The sequence below is a fragment of the Desulfovirgula thermocuniculi DSM 16036 genome (assembly GCF_000429345.1).
Lineage (GTDB): Bacteria > Bacillota > Desulfotomaculia > Desulfotomaculales > Desulfovirgulaceae > Desulfovirgula > Desulfovirgula thermocuniculi.
This window is the reverse complement of sequence record NZ_AUBR01000025.1, coordinates 26,906-45,763: the sequence shown is the minus strand read 5'-3', so window position 1 is coordinate 45,763 and position 18,858 is coordinate 26,906. Positions and strand designations below refer to the sequence as shown.

The 18,858-nt window shown below is 64.7% G+C and carries 18 protein-coding genes; 1 reads left to right on the top strand and 17 read right to left on the bottom strand.

What is annotated here, in order from left to right; genetic code table 11:
- The 16 genes from G454_RS18215 to G454_RS20360 all read right to left on the bottom strand — a co-directional run.
- The coding region (locus G454_RS18215) for a cell division topological specificity factor MinE (RefSeq protein ID WP_035107329.1) at positions 1-255 on the bottom strand (255 nt) is incomplete at its 3' end.
- Positions 249-1,076: a septum site-determining protein MinD gene (gene minD, locus G454_RS18210; protein WP_035107360.1), complete on the bottom strand. Its 828-nt coding sequence runs from the start codon at positions 1,074-1,076 to the stop codon at positions 249-251. The genes G454_RS18215 and minD, both read right to left, overlap by 7 nt.
- Before the next feature lie 33 nt (positions 1,077-1,109).
- The gene (locus G454_RS18205; RefSeq protein ID WP_035107326.1) at positions 1,110-1,715 is read right to left on the bottom strand and encodes a type II secretion system protein; all 606 of its coding nucleotides are present in this window, start codon (positions 1,713-1,715) and stop codon (positions 1,110-1,112) included.
- A complete protein-coding gene (locus G454_RS0107400) occupies positions 1,634-2,857 on the bottom strand; it encodes a type II secretion system F family protein (protein ID WP_027718110.1) in 1,224 nt (407 codons plus the stop codon). Before G454_RS0107400 ends, G454_RS18205 begins: the two co-directional genes overlap by 82 nt.
- A 166-nt stretch (positions 2,858-3,023) precedes the next feature.
- Positions 3,024-3,539 carry a prepilin-type N-terminal cleavage/methylation domain-containing protein gene (locus G454_RS20365; RefSeq protein ID WP_051276046.1) on the bottom strand — a complete coding sequence of 172 codons (516 nt, stop codon included), beginning with the start codon at positions 3,537-3,539 and terminating at the stop codon, positions 3,024-3,026.
- A 176-nt stretch (positions 3,540-3,715) separates the two neighbouring features.
- Positions 3,716-5,926, bottom strand: a complete 2,211-nt coding sequence (locus G454_RS0107390) for an HD domain-containing phosphohydrolase (RefSeq protein ID WP_027718109.1) — start codon at positions 5,924-5,926, stop codon at positions 3,716-3,718.
- A gap of 6 nt (positions 5,927-5,932) precedes the next feature.
- Complete coding sequence (locus tag G454_RS18195; RefSeq protein WP_051276044.1) at positions 5,933-6,853, bottom strand: spermine/spermidine synthase domain-containing protein; 921 nt, start codon at positions 6,851-6,853, stop codon at positions 5,933-5,935.
- A 78-nt stretch (positions 6,854-6,931) separates the two neighbouring features.
- The gene (locus G454_RS18190; protein ID WP_035107322.1) at positions 6,932-7,954 is read right to left on the bottom strand and encodes a radical SAM/SPASM domain-containing protein; all 1,023 of its coding nucleotides are present in this window, start codon (positions 7,952-7,954) and stop codon (positions 6,932-6,934) included.
- Between the two features lies 1 nt (position 7,955).
- Positions 7,956-8,159, bottom strand: coding sequence for a hypothetical protein (locus G454_RS0107375; RefSeq protein ID WP_027718108.1), 204 nt, complete (start codon positions 8,157-8,159; stop codon positions 7,956-7,958).
- Between the two features lie 244 nt (positions 8,160-8,403).
- A complete protein-coding gene (locus G454_RS0107370) occupies positions 8,404-10,002 on the bottom strand; it encodes a stalk domain-containing protein (protein WP_027718107.1) in 1,599 nt (532 codons plus the stop codon).
- Positions 10,003-10,250: 248 nt separating this feature from the next.
- A complete protein-coding gene (locus tag G454_RS0107365; RefSeq protein WP_027718106.1) occupies positions 10,251-12,878 on the bottom strand; it encodes a hypothetical protein in 2,628 nt (875 codons plus the stop codon).
- A gap of 64 nt (positions 12,879-12,942) precedes the next feature.
- Entirely contained in the window at positions 12,943-14,775 is a 1,833-nt protein-coding gene (locus G454_RS0107360; RefSeq protein ID WP_156896702.1) for a hypothetical protein, read from the bottom strand.
- A 168-nt stretch (positions 14,776-14,943) separates the two neighbouring features.
- Entirely contained in the window at positions 14,944-15,285 is a 342-nt protein-coding gene (locus tag G454_RS0107355) for a HepT-like ribonuclease domain-containing protein (protein ID WP_027718104.1), read from the bottom strand.
- Between the two features lie 14 nt (positions 15,286-15,299).
- Positions 15,300-15,554 (bottom strand): type II toxin-antitoxin system MqsA family antitoxin, encoded by a 255-nt coding sequence (locus G454_RS22875; RefSeq protein ID WP_051276042.1) that lies wholly within the window; start codon positions 15,552-15,554, stop codon positions 15,300-15,302.
- Positions 15,551-15,874 carry a DUF4258 domain-containing protein gene (locus tag G454_RS22870; protein WP_027718103.1) on the bottom strand — a complete coding sequence of 108 codons (324 nt, stop codon included), beginning with the start codon at positions 15,872-15,874 and terminating at the stop codon, positions 15,551-15,553. The genes G454_RS22875 and G454_RS22870 overlap by 4 nt, the downstream gene beginning before the upstream one ends.
- 58 nt (positions 15,875-15,932) lie before the next feature.
- Positions 15,933-17,192, bottom strand: a complete 1,260-nt coding sequence (locus G454_RS20360) for a copper amine oxidase N-terminal domain-containing protein (protein WP_051276040.1) — start codon at positions 17,190-17,192, stop codon at positions 15,933-15,935.
- A 225-nt stretch (positions 17,193-17,417) separates the two neighbouring features.
- Between G454_RS20360 and G454_RS0107335 the strand changes: the two genes are divergently transcribed.
- Positions 17,418-18,572, top strand: a complete 1,155-nt coding sequence (locus tag G454_RS0107335; RefSeq protein ID WP_027718102.1) for a Fic family protein — start codon at positions 17,418-17,420, stop codon at positions 18,570-18,572.
- Here G454_RS0107335 and G454_RS0107330 read toward each other — a convergent pair.
- Positions 18,569-18,817 (bottom strand): hypothetical protein, encoded by a 249-nt coding sequence (locus tag G454_RS0107330; RefSeq protein ID WP_027718101.1) that lies wholly within the window; start codon positions 18,815-18,817, stop codon positions 18,569-18,571. The genes G454_RS0107335 and G454_RS0107330 overlap by 4 nt on opposite strands.
- Positions 18,818-18,858: the final 41 nt, after the last annotated feature.

The following is an 18,858-nucleotide window of genomic DNA, read 5'->3' as shown; positions in this document are numbered from 1 at the left end:
CCCGCAGGCGTCCACCTCCACGTACCTCGCGACCACGGCGGCCATCTCCTCCTTGAGCCTCTCCAGCCCGGCCCTGTCCAGTCCCGCGCGGTCGCACACCACCATCACCGTGAGGCGCTCCCTGGCCCGGGCGGCGCTGCCGCGCCGCCGCGCTCCCCAGCCGGAACCGAAGAGCCGCGCCAGTGCCACCGCCAGGTTTGAGAGCGGGCCGCCCGGGAAGGCGCCCTTCCTGTAGAAGCGCAGGTCCCTCACCACTCAGGCGCCACCTCCCCCTTGAGGAACCCTGCGAGCCTGCCAAGCAACCCCCCGCCCTTCCTGTTGGGCGTGCGCGGCACAGCGCAGGGTTCGCCCGCCAGCCGCAGGGCGGCCGCCCTCAGCGCCCTCCCCGCGGCGGAAGCGGGGTCGAGCGTCACCGGCAGGCCGCGGTTGCCGCACACCACGGCCCTCTCGTCCTCCGGCAGGACGGCGAACGGCCGCAGGCGCAGCGCCTCGGCCACGTCCTCCGGGGACAGCGAGTCGCCCGTCCTCTCCAGGCGCGGCCGCGCGCGGTTGACCACCAGGAGCGGTGCCGCCAGTCCCACCTCGGCCAGCAGGCCCGCCACGCGGTCGGCGTCGCGCACCGCCGCGATGTCGGGCGTGGTCACCAAGAGCGCCGCTTCGGCGGCCCGCGCCGCCGTGCGGAAGCCGTGCTCTATCCCCGCCGGGGAGTCTACCAGCACGAAGTCGAAGGACTCCGCAAGGCGGGCGCAGATCTCCCTCATGTCCTCAGGGGAAACTGCCGTCTTGTCCTCCCGCTGCGCCGCGGGCAGGAAGTACAGCGTGCCGAGGCGCTTGTCGCGCACCAGGGCCTCCCGCAGGGAGCACCTGCCGCGCACCACGTCCACCGAGTCGTAGACCACCCTGTTCTCCAACCCCAGGGCGACGTCCAGCTTCCGCAGGCCCGTGTCCGCGTCCACGAGGGCCACCCTGTGGCCCAGGGACGCCAGGGCCGCCCCCAGCCCGGCGGCCACCAGCGTCTTGCCCACGCCGCCCTTGCCGGAGGTGACGACGAAGACCCTCTTGTCCGGTACGTTCAAACGGAACACCCCCCAAAAGAAAAAAGCCATCGGCTATTCCGCCTCTCCTGCGGTGCCGACTGATTCCACGTAGGGATACATCCCCGACGCGAACCACTGGCCCTCCGGGCTGCCCTGCCGCGGCGGCTCCCAGTCGGTGTACCACACGTCGTCCTCCGTGCCGAACTCGCCGTCCGGCCCGGCGGACTGGAAGGCGTACGAAAGCGGGTAGTACGGCACGGGGGCCAGCGGCGCCGTGAAGTACCTGTAGGGACTGCCCCAGGGGTCGCGGGCGCCGCCCGGCCCGCCCCACGCCACGCCCCTCTCCCGGAGGACCGAGGCCACCGAGTGCGGGTCGGAGAGGTCGTTCGAGCAGCGCGGGTAGCGTCCGTTGCCCGGCCCCGCGGCGAACACCTCCGCCACCAGCCTGAAGGAGGCCATCTCCTCGCAGGCCCGGCTGACGCGGGCGTCCTTCTGGTAGGCCAGCAGTTTCGGCACCAGCGCCGAGGTCATGGCCGCCAGGATGAGCAGCACCACGAGCGCCTCGATGAGGGAGAAGCCCGCCTCGCGCCGCCGCCCTACTTCTGCACGGTCTGATACATCGACAGGATGGGCAGGAATATGGACAGCAGGATGAACAGAACCAGGCCGCCCACGCACACCAGCATGCCCCCCTCCGCGAGCATCGGTAGCTTCTGCACCGCCGCGTCGACCTCCATCTCCGCCAGCTGGGCGGCGCGCTCCAGCATCTCCGGCAGCCTGCCGGACTGCTCCCCCACGGCGGCCATCTTGCCCACCTGCGGGGGCAGCCACCTGCTCTTTTTGAGCGTCCCGGAGAGTGAGCCGCCGCCGCGCACCACCGCCCGTGCCACGCGCACCTCGTCCCGTAAGGCGAGCAGCGGGCAGACCCTCTCCGCCACCTCCAGCGCCTGCACCGCGGGCACGCCCACCTCCAGCAGGAGGGCCAGCGTGCGGCAGAGCCGCGAGACCGCCGCGCCCCTGACCAGGGCGCCCACCAGCGGGATCCTCCCCAGCGCGGCCTCGGCGCGCCTCCTCAGCGGCCCGGCGCGCAGGGCGCCCCGCGCCAGGCGCCAGAGCAGGAGCAACCCGAGGAGCGCGCCGGGGATTGCCACCCTGGCGTGGGCCGAGAAGGCGAGCATCGCCTTGGTGACCGCCGGGAGGGGGATGTCGGCCTCGGCCAGCACCTTCGCGAACTTGGGCACGACGAAGGTGAACATCCCCAGCGCGACGAGCAGAGCGAAGGCCGCCACCACCAGCGGGTAGGCCATGGCCTGGCGTAGTTTTTCTTTGAAGCGTGCCTCGCGCTCGAAGTGCGCCGCCAGCGCGGCGAGCCCGTCCTCGAACGCCCCTGCCTCCTCTGCGGCGTCCATCACCTGGCAGAACACCTCCGGGAAGACGTCCGGCGAGCCCCGGAAGGCGTGCTTGAACGGCAGGCCTTCCCGGATGTTCGCCGCCGCCAGCTCCAGGGCCTTCTTCAGCCTTCCCTTCGTTGCCTGCGCCGCCGCCGTCTCCACCGCCTCCAGGGTCGTCACGCCCGCCTGGTGCATGACCAGCAGGCTGCGGCAGAGCATCTCGAGGTCCCGCGGGCCGACCCCGCCGAAGGGCAGCGGGAGCGCCGCCCCGCGCCTCCCGGCGCGGTGCACTCCCAGCACCACGCCGCGCTCCCCCAGGCGCGCTCTGACCTTAGCGGCGGCCTCGTCGGGGCCGGACGCCTCCACGGCCAGCTCGCGGCGCGCGCCCCCCACCAGTACTCTCACGGTGTAGACTGCAGTTTGCGCCAAGACACTGCACCTCCGCTTCTTTTTGCAAAAAAGTTCAACGATTCCACCAAAGCCGGACACCTTCCTTTCCGGTTTCCCAGTTAGGCGTGCCGCGAAAGCCGAAGGGGGCAGGGGAGGGGCGGAGCGCCCCTCTCCCTGCCCCCCTCGCTCTCCTCCCGCGACCCGGTTAGCTGGCCGAGTCCACCGTGGTGGTGGGCGTCACGTCCGGCGTGCCGCTCTGCACGGGTGCCGTGGAGCTGGAGGCCCACACGTCGTCGGCCGTGCCGAACTGCTTGTCGGGACCGGCGGACTGGATCAGGTACGCCTGGTTGGCCACGCCGTTCACGTCAGCGGTGCCGTACCTGTACGGCGTGCCCCACGGATCCTTCACGCCGTCCGCGCCGCCGGTCCACTTGATGCCCCTGGCCTGGAGCACCTGGCCCACGCCGCCGGCCGCGCTGTTGTCCGGCGCCGGGTAGTAGCCCGCGCCCTCGTTGGCCGCCCACGCCTCCACCACGCTGCGCATGGAGGCGATGTCGCCCATGGCGCGGCTCACGCGGGCCTGGTTGGTATAACCCAGGAGCCTGGGCAGCATGACGGCGGCCAGGATGCCGATGATGGCCACGACCACCAGGAGCTCGACCAGCGTGAAGCCCTTGTGGTTGCGGGAAACCCTGCGGATCCTCTCCGCGAGCTTGAACATAGAGCGGGACCACCTCTCCTTTCGCGGTTTTTTTTCCTGTGCCGCTCCCGGTCCGGATCTCAACCGAACCCGGTTACCATCCCCCCTTTCTCCCGGCGGATTCCGGGAAGCGGCTACCACAAAAAAAAGCCGGGCCGCAGACAAACTAGTGTCTGCGGCCCCAAAAGCCCCTTTCCCTAACTGTTGCGGCCATTGCCCGGCGGCACACCGACGACCGAGGCCAGCGCCTCCACCACAGCCCGGTCGTAGCCCCCGTCCCGGAGCAGGGCCTCCACGGCTTCCCGCGGGGGCAGGGCGGCCCTGTGTAGCCGCGGAGAGGTCATGGCGTCGTAGGCGTCCGCCACCGCCAGCACCCTCGACTCCTCCGGGACCTCCGAGCCCACCAGGCCGTCCGGGTAGCCCGTGCCGTCCAGCCGCTCGTGGTGGAGCCTCACCCAGCGGGCCACGTCCGCAAGGCCCGGGCACGCGGCCAGAAGCGAGGCGCCCCGCTCGGCGTGGGACCTGACCTCGCGTAGTTCCTCCTCCGTCAGTTCCTCGGTCTTGGAGAGCACCTCCGGCGCTACCAGGGCGCGGCCCACGTCGTGCAGGAGGCCGGCCAGCCTGAGGCGCGCCGCCCTCTCCTCGCCCCACCCCAGGGCGCGGGCCACCGCCTCGGCCAGCGAGGCCACCCGCTCGGAGTGGCCGAGAGTGTACCGGTCGTAGGCGTCCGCCGCCATAAGCAGCAGGCGCACGGAAGCGTAGGCGTCTCCGTAGGCGTCCGACCGCAGGCTCGCCAACGCCCTCCTCACCTGGCCCGCCGCGCCGCCGCCCTTGCGGGCGTTCACCTTTTCGTCGGCGGCCTCGAGCAGGGCCTCGGGCGTGCGCCCGTCTGCAGGTGCCGCGGCCACCGCCGCCTCAAACGCGGGCGCCTCGCCCAGCAACTCCTGGCCGGGCAGGGGCTTCGCCCGCGTCAGGCTGAGCACCGCGTCCACCAGCGCTTCCGCCTCGCGGGTGCCGCACCTCGCCAGCAGGGCGTACTCGTCGCCCCCGAGCCGCGCGGCGACGTCGCCGCGGGACCTGTCCGCCACGGAGGCCAGGATCTCCGCGAAGGCCACCAGCCTGGCGTCGCCCGCCGCGTGACCCAGGTTGTCGTTGACCACCTTGAGCCCGTTGAGGTCGAAGAGCACCAGGGTGGCGGGCCTGCCGCCAGACTCCACGTCGGCTATCGCCGCGCGCACCTCGGCCACGAACCTCCTGCGGTTCGCCAGGCCCGTCAGCGGGTCGGTATTGGCCAGCCTCTCCAGGGCTTCCCCTTCCCTCTTCCGGGCCTCCTCGGCGGCGGCCACCGCCCTGTCGAAGGCGCCCGCCAGGTCGGCCAGCTCGCTCGGGCCGCCGACCCGCCCTATCGGCTCCATCGCGCCCTTCTCCTCCATCTCCTTCAACTTCCTGCTCACGAGGCCGACCGGCCTGAGCACGACCCCGGTCAGCAGCAGGCTCGCCGCCAGGACCACCAGGCCCACGGCGCCCCCGGCGAAGACACCCGCCCTGAGCGTGCTTGCCGTGAGCAGCGGCAGGCTGGTGCGCTTCTCGACCACCAGCTGTTCGGAACCGCTACCGCGGGCATCGGACAACTCCTTCGACGCCAGCACCGCGCCCGACCGCGTCAGCGCCGCCCTGGCCCCGTTGAGTTGCTGCCACTCGACCCCCTGCGGCACCGCACCGAGTGATCCCATCCCGCAGAAGCTCAGCTTGCAGCCGAGGATGTTCTCCGCCTCGGCCACCATGCTCGGCTCCAGCACCTGGGCCAGCGCCAGGGCGCCCCTCGCCGGGCCGCCGCTGCCCGTCGTGTGCACGGGGTGTGCCGCCACGAGGTACACCTTGCCCGCGTGGAAGAGCAGGCCCTTCACGGGAGTATCGTTTTCAAAGGCCGCCTTCGCCTCCGCCGTCAGGTCGGGCCCCTTCGCCCCCGCCGCGTACATCATTTCCCCGGAGGCGCCGTAGAGCGCCAGCCGCGCGACGGGCCTGCCGTTCACGGCGACCTCCCTGACCATCCAGGCCACTTCCTCTTCCAGGAACCCCCCGTCGGGTTCCCCTTCAGAGCACATCTCGTATATGGGGTCCCACTCGCTGTAGTCCCGCGCCACGTCCAGGAGCGACCGCGGCAGCCCTTCGCCCAGGTACCGCGCCGCCGCCTCGGCCTTGTCCGCCGCAGCGCCAAGCTCCTGCAGGCGCAGGTTGTGCAGCGACAGGTTGGCGAACAGCACGCAGCCCACCGCGAAGGCCACCAGGCTCACGGCGGCGGCCACATAGGCCATTGTAGCCCTGAAGCTGAGCCGGGCGAAAGGCTTTTTCATAACCCCGGCGATTTCCCTCCACCACGGGCCGAACCTGAGCTGAAAACCCACCATAACTCTTCAGGACCTCCCCTCTCCTTTTGTGTCTCCAAACGCTACCGCGGGCATCTGAGTCCCTTCCCCCTTCAGGGCACGTCTAACTGCACCGGGCAACGAGAAAGCGCGGGTGAGCGCACCGCCGTCGAGGTACCTCAAACCCCGGGGCAGGCGGCCAGGCGGAGGAACGGCCTCCGCCCGCCCCCCGGTGCAGAGAAAGAAACCCCACAGATCTTCGAAAGACGGGATGTATTCGGCGTAAGGTACCACCCTGTCAAAAACGTCCCGGAGTACCCTGTAAAGAGACGCGAAAGCCGAACCCCTTGCGCCGGGCAGGGCGGAAGTGCCCTGCACGGCCACGGCATAGTCTTCCGAGAGGACGCGCTTGAGCGAGCGGTAGAACCTCTCGGTGTACACCGTCCACGCCGGGCCGCCGGGGTCGTCCGTCACGTCCACCACGGCCACGTCGAACGGCCCGCCCCTGTAGGACGCCACGAACTCGGCGGCGTCCGTAAAAACCAGCTCGCACCGCGGGTCGGACGCGCCGCCGCGGTCGAACCCCAGGTGGGCCAGGCACAGTTCCACCGCCTCCCTGTCTATGTCCACGGCGACGACCCTCTCCACGGGGGGATGTTTGAGGATCTCCCTCACTGTGGCGCACTCGCCCGCCCCGCAGACGAGGATCCTCCGCGGCGCCGGGTGCGCGGCCACCGCGGGGTGCACCAGTAGCTCGTGGTAGACGTGCTCGTCGGCCTCCGCCGACTGTAGCCTGCCGTCGAGGAAGAGGCAACGACCCAACCCGCAGACTTCGAGCACCTCCGCCTTCTGGTAGGGCGTCCTGCGGCAGGCGATTACCCTCCTCACGCGGTAGAACCTCATCCCATAATCTTCTTCCTCGCGCAACCACCTGACGGTCGCGGTTTCTGCCGCACTCCCGACTGCCACGCGCTCTACCTCCCTTGTACTTGCCGGAGTTGTGTCCACAAAAAACAGGGCGAACGGCGCCGTACCGTCCGCCGGAGCTCAACCGAGTAACCCCGCGGCCCTCGGGCACAGCGGGTCCGGGACCGAAAGGCTCCCAAAATCCAAGTAGGCCCTCGCGAAGCACCCGCCCCGGCACTCCCCCCAAGCGGGGCACTTCCGGCAGACTTCCGCTGGTCGGACAGGAAAGTGTGCCTCCGCGAACTCCGGCATCCCCGCTATTTCCTGGCACACTTCGCCGAAATTCCCCCCGCGCAGGTCCGCGAAGGCGAAGTCCAGCACGTCGCACAGGAGTAGCTTCCCGTCGGGCGAAATGTCTGCCACGGGCGCCCCCCTGCAGGGCCACCACCTCACCCCCGCGCCCAAATCTCCTAAAATGCCCGCGAAGGGCGCGCACCACAGGTGTAGTTCCACCCCCGCGGCCCCCGCTCCCTTAGCAGCCGAGCGCACCACCGCGGCGAACTCCCCGGCCCCCAGGACGAGCTCCCGCCCCATCGCACCCTGCGGCATGGCTGGGAGCAGGCAGACAACCTCGGCCCCGAACTCCCCGGCCGCGGCGGGAATCCTGCCCGCGTCCGCAACGTTCAGCCGGGAGAGTGCCGTCACGGTGCACACGCGCGCCCCGGCCCGCGCCAGGAGCCGGGCGGCCCGCCGAACCACTTCCCACGACCCGGGGCCGCGCACCCTCTCGTGGGTTTCGGGACCGACCCCGTCGACGCTGAGGTACGTAGTGGCCCCCAGGACGGCCAAACTCTCCGCGAGTTCCTCGGTAATCGGGAAACCGCTGGTCACCACGGAGACCTCCAGCCCGAGCCGGACGGCGGCCCCTGCCAGGGCAAGCGCGTCCGGTCTCGCCAAGAATTCGCCGCCCGTGAAGCACACGCTCCGCACCCCGGCGGCCGCCATTTCCTCCAGCAGTGCCAGGGCCTCTCCCGTACCCAGTTCGGGGCCGCCGAACCTGCCCCTGATGTAGCAGTGGCGGCAACCTGCACTGCAGGCCTTCGTCAGCAACCAGTTAACGTGTACGGGATGAAATTCCGGTTTCTCCGGATCTTCCTCTTCCACTCTATCCCCTCCGGACAAGATACTTTTTCTTCCTGCCCACATATTTCTTCTCTTTCAGCACCTCGGCTACCGCCAGCGGCCAGAGAAGCGACGCCAGCACCAGTACCCCCCTGTACCGGCCCGTGAGCCGCCAGGCGAGTGCCGCCACCGCAACGGCGGCCGCGTAGCCGAGTACCAGGTAGCACGCCACCTTGGCCAGGAACACCCGGAAGACCTCCCCTCTCTTGGTGGATTCCGGGATGTGACCGCTACAAAAAAAGCCGGGCTGTCGGTACCATTCTACCGACAGCCCGGTAGAGTGCCGCCCGTACCAGAACCTGGCCGGGCTTGGGCGGCAGGGGACCATAGCACCCAATCGTGTTGTGTCCCTTTCTTGCAAAGGCTCTACAAAAAAAAGCCGGGCACCCCTGGAAAAGGATGCCTGGCTATCCGGGCTTGATTAACGTTGGCTACCGCATCACGCTCACGGCTTGTGTCACCGGATCCCAACCCACCTTGTATCCAAGCGCCTCGGCTACATAGCGCGCGGGGAGGTAGGTGCGGCCCCTGCGGACCAGCGGGGCCACGTCCATCTCCCTGGGTTGCCCGTTGACGTAGATGATCTTGTCCCCCACCACGAGCTTCACCATCACGTTGCTCTTGGCCAGGGTCACCGTCTGGGTCGCCCCATCCCACCCGACCTCCGCGCCCAGGGACTCGCCCAGGTAGCGCACGGGCATGTAAGTGCGGCCGTTCTCGGTGAACGCCTCGGCGTCCATGTCCTTCTTCTGGTCGCCAACCCAAAAGGCCCTCTGCCCGATCACGAATTTCACGACGGCTGGTGGTGAAGTTTTCTCGGACATTTGTCCCTGATTCTGCCCTTCACTACCACCAGCCCCCTGCTCCAGCGCTCCGCCAACCTGAACTTGGTGCTTCTGGTACTCCATCCTCAGCAGGCCTGCCGGGGTGGCGGCCAGTACCACGACGGAGTCTCCCGAAGGAAAGCACGCCAGTTCGTGAACCTCTTCGGTGACTCCCTGCGTGACTGGTTTCCAGGTAACTCCGTAATCCTCCGAAACCAAGACACAGTCATCCGGCGTGCCCGCGAAGATCAGCCCGCCAGGAGCCGCGGCCACGCTGATCGCCCTGCTGGCCGTATGCTTCGGCCGCCACTCGAACTGGGCTTGCTCAACCTGCTTCCACGTCTTCCCGCCGTCGCGGGAAATGTACACGCCAGCTGGAGCGCCCGGGCTACAGGCTACAGCTGTCAATGAGCCGTCAGCTTCGAACACAGCGGCCACCTCTCCCCCGAGCATGTCCGGAGGCCAACCCGGCGCGTAACCCGGGCCGAGTGGATGGGGTACCGCCGAGAGTCTAACTCCGGTATCGCGCCAGGTCGTGCCGCCGTCAGCCGTCGCCCAGAGTGCATACGCGTCCGAAACGACAAAGCAAGCGCGCCCGTCAGGTGTCGTAAAAGCGCGTTCGTTTGCTTCCAACCCCACCTTTAAATCTACAGGCCAGGTCCTTCCGCGGTCGTCAGAAACTTTCAAGACGGTCATGGAACCAAACCGATACTTGAAGAGGCCGAAAACCCGGTCCCCCGCCGCCCAGGCGACCAGCGGGGATCCCTCTCCGGAAGCCTGGCTTTCCCACCTCGTGCCGCCGTCCCTGCTGTAGAGGAGGAACGGCTCGGAAGTTCTGGCCCACGAACCGGTCAAAACCAGCGTGCCGTCGGAAAGCGCCGCCATACTGCGGAGTTCACCTATCTCTTCGTCTCCGCGGTAGATGTTGTCCACCAGCCACTCGACTTTTTCCCAGGTCTTGCCGGAGTCCCTGCTCCGGTAAAGCAAACACGCCCCGGACTTTCCGTACGTCCCCTCTTCTTTTACAAAGGCAAAAGCGAGGGGACCGCCAGGCACGTCCGGAAAGGCGAATACCTTCGCCACGGTACCGCCCAGCACCCTTTCGAAACCGATATCGGCGCTGGCCAAGCCAGGTGTTGCAACTACAGCGATCAGTATTACTGCAAGGAAAAAGGAAACCCCTGCGGCGAGTACGCGGGAACGCAAGAACACCACCCCCGGAGGAAATATTTCCTGAGCGATTAATGATATTTCTTCTTTTCTTCCAGCAAGTCCTCTCTTTCTTCCTTTTTCGACAGATTTTTGCAAATTTCGCGGCAAAGAGAAAACTCGGGACTCTCTCCGGCACGGGGATTCCCGATCATCGAACGCCAAAACCGTGCTGAAAGCTGAAAAAGGAATCCGGGCCGGCGGAGCCAGCCGCCGCCGGCCCGGCAGAACGCCCCACGCGCCCCTCAGTCCTCCGGGTAGGGGGGCGGGTACACGACCCCCCCGCTGTGGAACCGCCACAGCCTTTGAGCAAGCGTGCTTCCACTATTGAATAGTATTTCCGTGCTTTTTCTGCGAAGTAGTTCGGCAAAGTACTCGTCGCCTGCCCTGACCACGAGGCCGTCCGTCGGCGACCAGGCGGAGATGTAGGAGCAGAGCGTCATGTTCGCCCCGGGGAAGCCTATCACGTCATCCTCGGGGTCGTCCCAGACGTACCAATCCCATTTACTGTCCCACACATAGCGGTAATGGATCAGGTACTTCTGGGCGCCGCCAATAACGCCGCCCCTGCCAGGCTCGAAGGTCGGCACGATCGCGAACCTGCCGCCCCCCTCAAACACGGCCTCTTCCTGGGAGGAAAACACCGGCTGGACTATGCCGCTGACGATCTCGGACAGGACGCGCGATTCGAAGGACTCGAAGGACTCTCCCCTCTGGCGCTCCCTCGCCAGCTCCAAGCCGGCCGTCTTTTCGCAGGAAGCAATCAACTTGTTCTGCTCGTTCGCCCCCAGGTAGGGGTTTCCGGACAGCGGGATCAGCGGGTCGACGCTGACGTTGTTCCCCTTCTCCCGCAGTGCCTGCGCCCCAGGCCAGTAGAGGGCGGGCGGCGAGTTGCCCCACTGGGCCCTCCAGAGCACCGGGAAGTTGTTCGGGTTATTCCCGGTCACCCTGTGTGCGTACCTGACGGTGACCTTCCAACGCGAATCCCGCTGGTCGCTGATCGGCGTGGCGCTCTCGTGGGACTGCCCCAGGAACTGCCACCCCGACTGCGGCGTCCAGCGCCAGTAGCGGTGGAACTGCGCGATGCCGCTCGACCTGCCGCTCGAAACGTGGGCCCAGCACCACCAGTCGACGCTGACCTCGATGGGTTGGGTCGCGACGCTCAGCACGGGTCTCGTCTCCGTATCGACCCAGAGCAGGTAGCCGGGAGCAATCTCCTTCGTCAGATAGCCGAAGTCCCCCTGGGTCGGGACGAATCTGTACCACTCCACGAACATCGGCTGGGCCCTGACCACGGGCAGGTACCTCATCCAGCCGTCGGGGTCGTAGTAGCGCAGGTCCGTCGTCCTCTCATATATGCCCGTTCCTTCCGGCACCACGAAGTTGCTTGTGTCCCCGTCCCTTTCCCTGCAGGTGTAGGTAGTGTAGTTGAACTCCTCGACGCCCCGCGAATAAGGATAGCTGAAAAGCACCGGCGCGGTCAGCTCGGAACCGTACGCGTAGGCGCCCCCCGTAGTGTAGAGCCACCCGCCCCACCTCGTGTTGCTCCACCAGTACTGGCTACCGGGCGGGGGCGGCGCGTTCCGCGGCGGGACGGGCTCCAGGTAGTAGAAGGTGATGCGGAACGACGGCTCGCGGCCGCCAGGCCAGTTACCGTAGGTAATGTACTCACCGGTCTCCCCGTTGACCCTGAGGTAGGGGTCGTCCCACCAAGCGCACCAGAAGGGGACTTTCGGGTACCACTTCTCGAAGAGCGGCTTCAGGGCGGAGATCGCCTTGTTCACCGCCGTGTTGTAAACCTTCTGCCACTCTGCATCGGACATCCACCACGGTTTTTTGAAGTAGTAAAACGAGACGCTGACGGTCCACTGGCCCGTCGCGGGGTCGTGCTCGGCGTGGCCCCAGCACTCGGGGAACTCGCGCCCTCGGTAATAGGAATACCAGTAGGAACCGTAATCGTCATCCGACCAGCAGTGGAAATCGAACGCCAGCCTCATGGGTATGAGCGGGTAGACGGTCGGGTCGGTGCCGTCCCACCGGACGTAGGGCACGAAAAAGCCGTACGCGTCGCCGGACTTCAGGATCTCGGGGTACTCGGGGTCGTCCACCCTCTTCACCTGGACATCGTAGTAGGCCTCGGAGTAGCCCGGCTGCGGCCACTTGTACCACAACCTGTCCGCCAGGAATTCCCTTTTCTGCCCGCGGTTTATGAGGACATACTTCGTCTCGTTGGGTCCGAGCGAAACCCCCTGCAGATCTTTTGAAATCGCACCGTCCCTATTCCACCTAGTATGCCAACCCCAAATGGATGCTTGCATGTTCACCCTCACCGGGTAGGGGTTGGGGTTCTGCAGTACGCCGAGGATGAGCCAGTAGTCCGGGTCGGAACCGGGGATCATCCGGGCGAACGACCAACTCATCGGCCAGGCGAACTGGTTGAACGCCCTCTCCACCAGTTGCCCCGTCCGCTCGTAGTAGTCCCAATCGTAATTGACGTCCGTGGGGATGTTCGGCGCGATCAGGGACAGGCGGACGGGGTTGACCTGCTTCGGGTGGTCCCAGTCCAGGTCCAGCTTCCGCTCGTACCTGACCAGCTTCTGCACCTGCCTGTCCCCCACCTTGGCCCCGGGCACGTAGGCCTCCCCCGTCTCCCTCCCGGTGGCGGGGTCGCAGACGACGAACACCCGGCCGAACCCCTCGATATCCGCGTAGTAGCCGTACACGCGGGTCGTGACGAGGTTCCCGTTTGCGTCCACGCCCGTCACCAGATCGGCCCACTGCAACTGGGGCCCGGCCAGCGCCGGGAGCGTCTGGAGGGCCAGGCAGAGCAGGAGCGACGCGACGAGTACCGTGCTCAATGCCTTCCGGCTCACCTTATTACTTAACCTCCTTTCGCTAAATTTCTTTTTTCACAAAAAAAAGGAGGATCCGGGCCGCCTACTCAACCAGGCGCACCCGGACCTTCCCCTCGGGTTGCTCCTTGGTGAAGGGGACCTTCTTCCACCCGTACACGGGTTCGGTAACGGTCTCGTAGACCGGGGTTTCCCTCCACGCCAGCGGCGGGTACCAGGCGGGTTGGCTCCACTCCCGCGGCTGCGGCATGTGCGGCGGCTGCTCCGTCCCCGTCAGGTCGGCCTCTTTCTTGTTGTTGTCGTACGTCTTCTCATCGTATTTTCCGTCAAACTTCTCGGGCCGCCACCCGGTGGAGGGATCGTTCCCGGTGTTATAGTAGCATATCGAGGCTATGAACTTGTACTGGCCCTCCCCGATCACAAGGCCGCTCCACTCTTTCGTGTAACTCCCGTGCGGTTCGAGGTAAATGTTCGTGCTCCCGACCTCGTCGAGCCGCTTGAATTCAACCTGGTACTTGTACAGCCTAATCTTGGCCCAACCGCCCACATTGAAGCCGGAAGCGAAAGTCGCCCTGACTTTCAGAGGTTGGTTTGCCCGCGGTGAAGAAACCGGCTGGCCGGTTTCCGCGTCCAGCACCTGGATGCTCGTCACGGCGAGGTCATCCGTCCCGGGTTGCTCCCCTCCGGGCGGGGGAAGGGTAACGCCCGACATACTCGTATTCGCCCAGTTGTCATCGTAAGGGTTCGATCCCCTGAAGAGGAGGCTCGGCGCCTTCTCCATCTTCTGCCCCGTGAGCGGGGGCACAAGGGCGCCAAACCTGCCGTAGGCGGCCACGGTGTTGAGAGGCTCGAACAGCGGCAGGCCGTTCTCCGAATACTGCATGTTTATGGTCACCCTCAGCTCGTACTGGCCCGAGGGGGGCGACACCTCGAACTCCCACTCCACGCTGTTGGGCGTGGCGCCCGGCTTTACCCCGGGGCCGTAGGACGGCGTGCCCGCCGGCCTCATCGTCCCGCCCCGCCCGTCGCCCACGGGTACCGGCCCGATCTGCGTCTTCGTGCTCGCGGCCAGCGTGTACTTCCCGTTCTGGACGATGTAGGCCCTCAGCGTGGCGTCCTTCACCAAGTAGGGCGTGGAGTTGAAGAAACCCGCCCTGAACCTGTCCTTGCCGTTGGGACCCTGCGCCAGGCCGATGCAGTCAACGTTCGTCGCCGCGACACCGTAGATGTAGGAGTACAGGATCTTCGCCCTGGTGGTGCTCGTCTGCCCGCCGCGGCTCAGGGCGTCCCTGCCCATGGAGGCCGCGTAGTCCTTCGTCAGGCCCACGGGCGAGTTGGCCTCTTTCGAGTACCAGTGCCAGCCGGCACCGCTGGCGTCGTAGCCGCCCGCCTCGAAGCCCTGCCCCGCCGGGCCGTTGCCGAAGCACTTGGGGTTGGAAAGGGTATCATAACCAGGAGTTAAACCACTCTCGTCCATCACGGCCCGCACGGGCACGTCCTTTAGGCAGTCGCTGTACCCGGCCCTGGGCAGCATGGGGTTCACCCCGCCAGGAACGGTACCCTGAGTGGACCAGAACGCCGGGCTGACGATGTAGTACCCCCCGTCCTGCGGCACGCCCAGGGCGGCCAGGTACTGGTCCGCCTGGGAGAAGGCGGGGTCGTTCTGACCAACCGCCGTCCACCCCTGGCTGGCCTCGAACGGCACCGTGTCGAACACCGAGCACCAGCCCTCGAACACCTTGAAGGGCGAGGTCACGGTGTCCCCCGTCTCGTTCACCCAGAACTCCGTGAAGTGCTGGCGGGTATAAGTCGCGTGCCCCTGCGCGGCGTAAAGGGGTGGAGCGGGGTGTGTAGTAGGGTCTTCCCACTTTAAAATGTCTGCCCACGCGGGAAAGGCAAAGCTAAGGGTAAACGCCAATAGTACCAGAATGCTTCCAATTCTTGTCCTTCTCCGGAGCAGATGCAAGGTAAGCACCTCCTCGTAGGGTTTTAAAAAGAAAAACGAAAGGGAGGACCGGAAATTAACCCGGCACCTCCCCGCTAAAAAAAGATTTTCAATTTTTCCGGCTTGCAGAAATAGCGCTCACTATGCTTTCATGTGAAGAAGTTCTTCGACGGCACGTTTTAAGAGCGGCAATCTGTCCCGTATCACACCCCAGAGAAATTCCGGGTTTAAATCGTAATACTCGCGAAGTAGATGGTCCTGAACTTCCACCAACTTTTCCCGCCCCACCTCCTTGTACTTCTCCCACAAGGACTCGGGAATTCGTCTGATTGCCTCCCCAATCATATACAGGTTTGCAGCCACGGCATCCTGGATCATGGTTTCCCGCGAGAAGGCTTCAAAAGAGAGTCCTGCCGTATACGATTGGATCTTGTTAATAGCTTCCAAAATGATTTCCAGATAGAAACCAACATCCCGAGACATGCTTCACCTCGCGGTTAAGAAATAAAGTTTTCCGAAAACTCGCGCACGGGAACATTTACGGTCCTCGAAACAGGAATCCCCGACGTTGCCAGCCTCTCCATAGCCTTTACTACTTCAGCCGTGTAATACCGCTCCCCACATTGGCGACATACCCCGGCAGGCACATTTTCGATGATTACCAACCCGGCTTTCGTACGGTAATCCACGGTCACAGGCTGTTCCTCAACGGAACCGCCGCAAAAAGAGCAATTTGCGTACTCGTGCCTCATTTCCTTCCCCCTCTCTTTCGCGTTTTCCAATCCGGCTCCCATTTCCTCGGCTCCGGAACATAAACGGTAACAATCCGTATCCACCCGTTGGGTAGAAAGCCAACTACCAGGTGGACAGGGCGATCATCAGATGCCCACCCAAGCACCAAGCAACTCGCTCCGCGCGGGTCATCGGGATAATCCTCAATGATTTCGCCCGTTTGGATGGCATTTTCGATATCTACAATGCTTAGGTCATCATTTAGCCGCTCCCTCTCCGCGTGCTGGGACACCTCGTACTTGTTAGAGACCACTGCCTGGCGAATGAAATCAATATTCATCGCGTTCCCCCGGTTTCCTCAACTCTGATCTTACCACAAAATAGCGAGACCAAAAAGGTTACTTGCTCATCAACTTAATTCCCGCCTCCGCCTTGCCTGTTTCGTAATCCCAGCCTCCATGATAAATATCGTCAACACCCTTCACCAGTCCTGGCTGGTAGCCAGCTCCCACGGCGAACAGCAGCTGGCTCACATCGCTCACGCTGTTGATGCCCACCATCGGCACCCCGTCCTTTACGAAGAGCGGGAAGTCCGACTTAGTGAGCATCACCTCGGGCTTGCCGCCGACCGCCTTGCCCACGCTGTCTCTAGTCCCTGCCTTCATCAGCCGGTAGTTCCTCACGTCCCCGTAGTACCCGAACAGCGCCAGGTGCTCCCCGTCCCACACGATGTTCTCCCTGGGCACGCCGAACGCCTCGGCCACCGGAATGATGGGGACGTAGAAGGCACCGTAATCAGCCCCCGGTACCGGGAAAGAGTTGGCCTCGTTGTAGAGTTGCGGGTACTTGTTGCGCAAGAACTCGGTGCCAGTGGGGTTGCCCGCTATGACGCACTCCGTCCCCAGGTCCACCGTGCCTTTGCTCCCGTCCGCCCAGGTCACGTCCGCGTACCTGCTACCCACCTTGAACTCCATCCGCAGGGCCCTGGGCGGGAAGCCCCACAGATCGGGCGCAGGCACGGCCCCCGGCGGCGGTTGCAATGTGCCCCTCACGGCGTCGTCCCAGGAGATCTTATAGGCGGTGGGCTGCTGCGGCTGTTGCGGCTGGGGCTGCGGTTGGGGCTGCGGCTGGGCCTGCTGGGACTCGGGCAGGTAGACGACCACGGCCATGGCTTCGTTGACCCACTTCACCTCGTACCCGAACGCCTCGGCCACGAACCTGGCGGGCAGGAACACGCGGCCGTCCCGCAGGAGCGGGGTCACGTCCATCTCCCTGGGTTGGCCGTTGACGTAGAGCGTCCTGCTGCCCACCTGCAGCCTGACCGTGGTGCCCTCCATGGCCAGGGTCACGGTCTGGGAGGCTTCGTCCCACCGCACGTCTTTCTCCGCCACGCCCAGGGCGTAGGCCAGATAGCGCACGGGCACGTAGGTGCGGCCGTTCTCGATGAAGGCTTCTACGTCCATCGGCCTGCTTTCGCGCATCCGCTGACCGTCTTTTATGTAGATGCAGTTGTAGGACTTGCGTCCGAGGTAAAATTCCGCGCCGAGGTTCTTCGCCTCCGCGGGCGCCGCCGCAACCAGGACGACCGCCGCCAGGAGCAGCGCGGTAATGGCGGTAAAGGCGCGCTTCGCCTTGCGCGGTAACAGGGTTTTGAGCATCGTTGACCACGCTCCTTTCGCTTGATTAGTTTTGCAGTAGAAACTCGAGTCCCAAAGTAGGCTACACTAGCGGGCGCAGGCCCGGTACGAAAGAGAAAAGCCTGACAAAAAGCCGAACGGTTAATTTTGCCACAATCTGGTTATTATAGTTTTGGCCCGTATTGTATAATAACGCGTGGAGTTATTCTACTTTCCTAGAATAAAAAGCGGGGGTATTAGACACCAATGTTACCGGAAGACTTCATTCAACCAAACGGCCGCCTGGTACGCATCGGTGAGGGAGAATGGGCTTTCATACCGGAATCCCTCCCGCCGCGAATAGAGTGGACTTCCCGGCTTGTCGCCGAGCTTTCCCTTGCCGACCGCGCCGTCGGGGAACTTGCGGGTCTGGGACGAATGCTTCCCAATCCCCACCTGCTGATCAGGCCGTTTCTCCGCCGCGAAGCCGTACTGTCCTCCCGCATAGAAGGCACGCGAGCATCTCTTTCAGATCTTTACTTGTATGAGGTAGCCGGCCAGCTCAGGCTCTGGAACGATGAGGCACTCAAGGAAGATGTGCGGGAAGTTTTTAACTACGTGCGTGCCCTGGAATACGGCCTGTCGAGGCTCAGAGAGTTGCCCATAAGCCTGAGGCTGATAAAGGAACTGCACTCTATACTGCTCGAGGGTGTAAGGGGAGCCGGACGCTCGCCGGGAGAACTCCGCAAGGTACAAAACTGGATAGGACCTCCAGGTTGTACCTTGAGAGAGGCCACCTTCGTCCCTCCCCCCGCTTCCGAAGTCCTCGATTTGATGGGTTCCCTCGAAAAGTTCATTCACCGGGAGGATGACCTCCCGCCCCTGGTAAAGCTGGCCATGATACACTACCAGTTCGAGGCTATCCACCCCTTTCTAGATGGCAACGGTCGTCTCGGTCGCATGCTCATCATCCTTCTCCTGTGTGCGTGGAACATCCTTCCCCAACCTTTGCTTTACCTAAGTCCCTACTTTGAATTCCGGAGGCAACAATACTATGACCTCCTGCAAGGGGTCAGCACAAGGAGCGCGTGGGAAGACTGGATTGTCTTCTTCCTTCGCGGAGTGCACCACCAGGCTACGGATGCCATCGGAAGGGCCAGCCGCCTCCAGGAACTCCAGGCGAACTACAGAGAACGCTTCCAAAGGGCGCGCGCCCCGAGTGCCCTGCTCAGCCTGTGTGATCACCTCTTTTCCCTGCCCATCATAAGCGTGCCGGAAGCGGCAAAACGCCTCAACGTCACTTACTCTTCCGCCCAGAAATACATCGAAGCGTTAGTACGAGAAGGGGTACTTCAGGAAATCACTGGCCGCAGTCGAAACAAGCTCTACATCGCCAAGGAAGTAATGGAAATCCTAGATTAGCAAGGGGGATCCGTTTCATCCCGGCTACCCGCTTTCTCTCCAAGCAACTTCCTCACCCCCTCCAGGGCCTCCCCGTCTACCTCTATGTTAGCGGGCACCAGCACCAGCGCCTTCCCGAATCGGTAGACCGCCAGGTGGGTGCGCCCGTCCTTTCCCAACACATCCCGTAGGTACGAGTACGGCAGGGCGAAGTGATGCTGCGTGACCTTTGCGATCTTGAGCAGTTCCAGTTTCGGCTTCTCCATCCCCGGCCACCGCCCTTCCCGCGGTTTTTTGACCAAGGCTG

Excerpts from the sequence above, each read along its gene's own strand:
- G454_RS22870 (WP_027718103.1), bottom strand. The coding sequence starts at position 15,874 with ATGAATATTGATTTCATTCGCCAGGCAGTGGTCTCTAACAAGTACGAG.
- G454_RS0107335 (WP_027718102.1), top strand. The coding sequence starts at position 17,418 with ATGTTACCGGAAGACTTCATTCAACCAAACGGCCGCCTGGTACGCATC.
- G454_RS0107330 (WP_027718101.1), bottom strand. The coding sequence starts at position 18,817 with ATGGAGAAGCCGAAACTGGAACTGCTCAAGATCGCAAAGGTCACGCAG.
- G454_RS20360 (WP_051276040.1), bottom strand. The coding sequence starts at position 17,192 with ATGCTCAAAACCCTGTTACCGCGCAAGGCGAAGCGCGCCTTTACCGCC.
- G454_RS0107390 (WP_027718109.1), bottom strand. The coding sequence starts at position 5,926 with ATGGTGGGTTTTCAGCTCAGGTTCGGCCCGTGGTGGAGGGAAATCGCC.
- G454_RS0107355 (WP_027718104.1), bottom strand. The coding sequence starts at position 15,285 with ATGTCTCGGGATGTTGGTTTCTATCTGGAAATCATTTTGGAAGCTATT.
- G454_RS20365 (WP_051276046.1), bottom strand. The coding sequence starts at position 3,539 with ATGTTCAAGCTCGCGGAGAGGATCCGCAGGGTTTCCCGCAACCACAAG.
- G454_RS22875 (WP_051276042.1), bottom strand. The coding sequence starts at position 15,554 with ATGAGGCACGAGTACGCAAATTGCTCTTTTTGCGGCGGTTCCGTTGAG.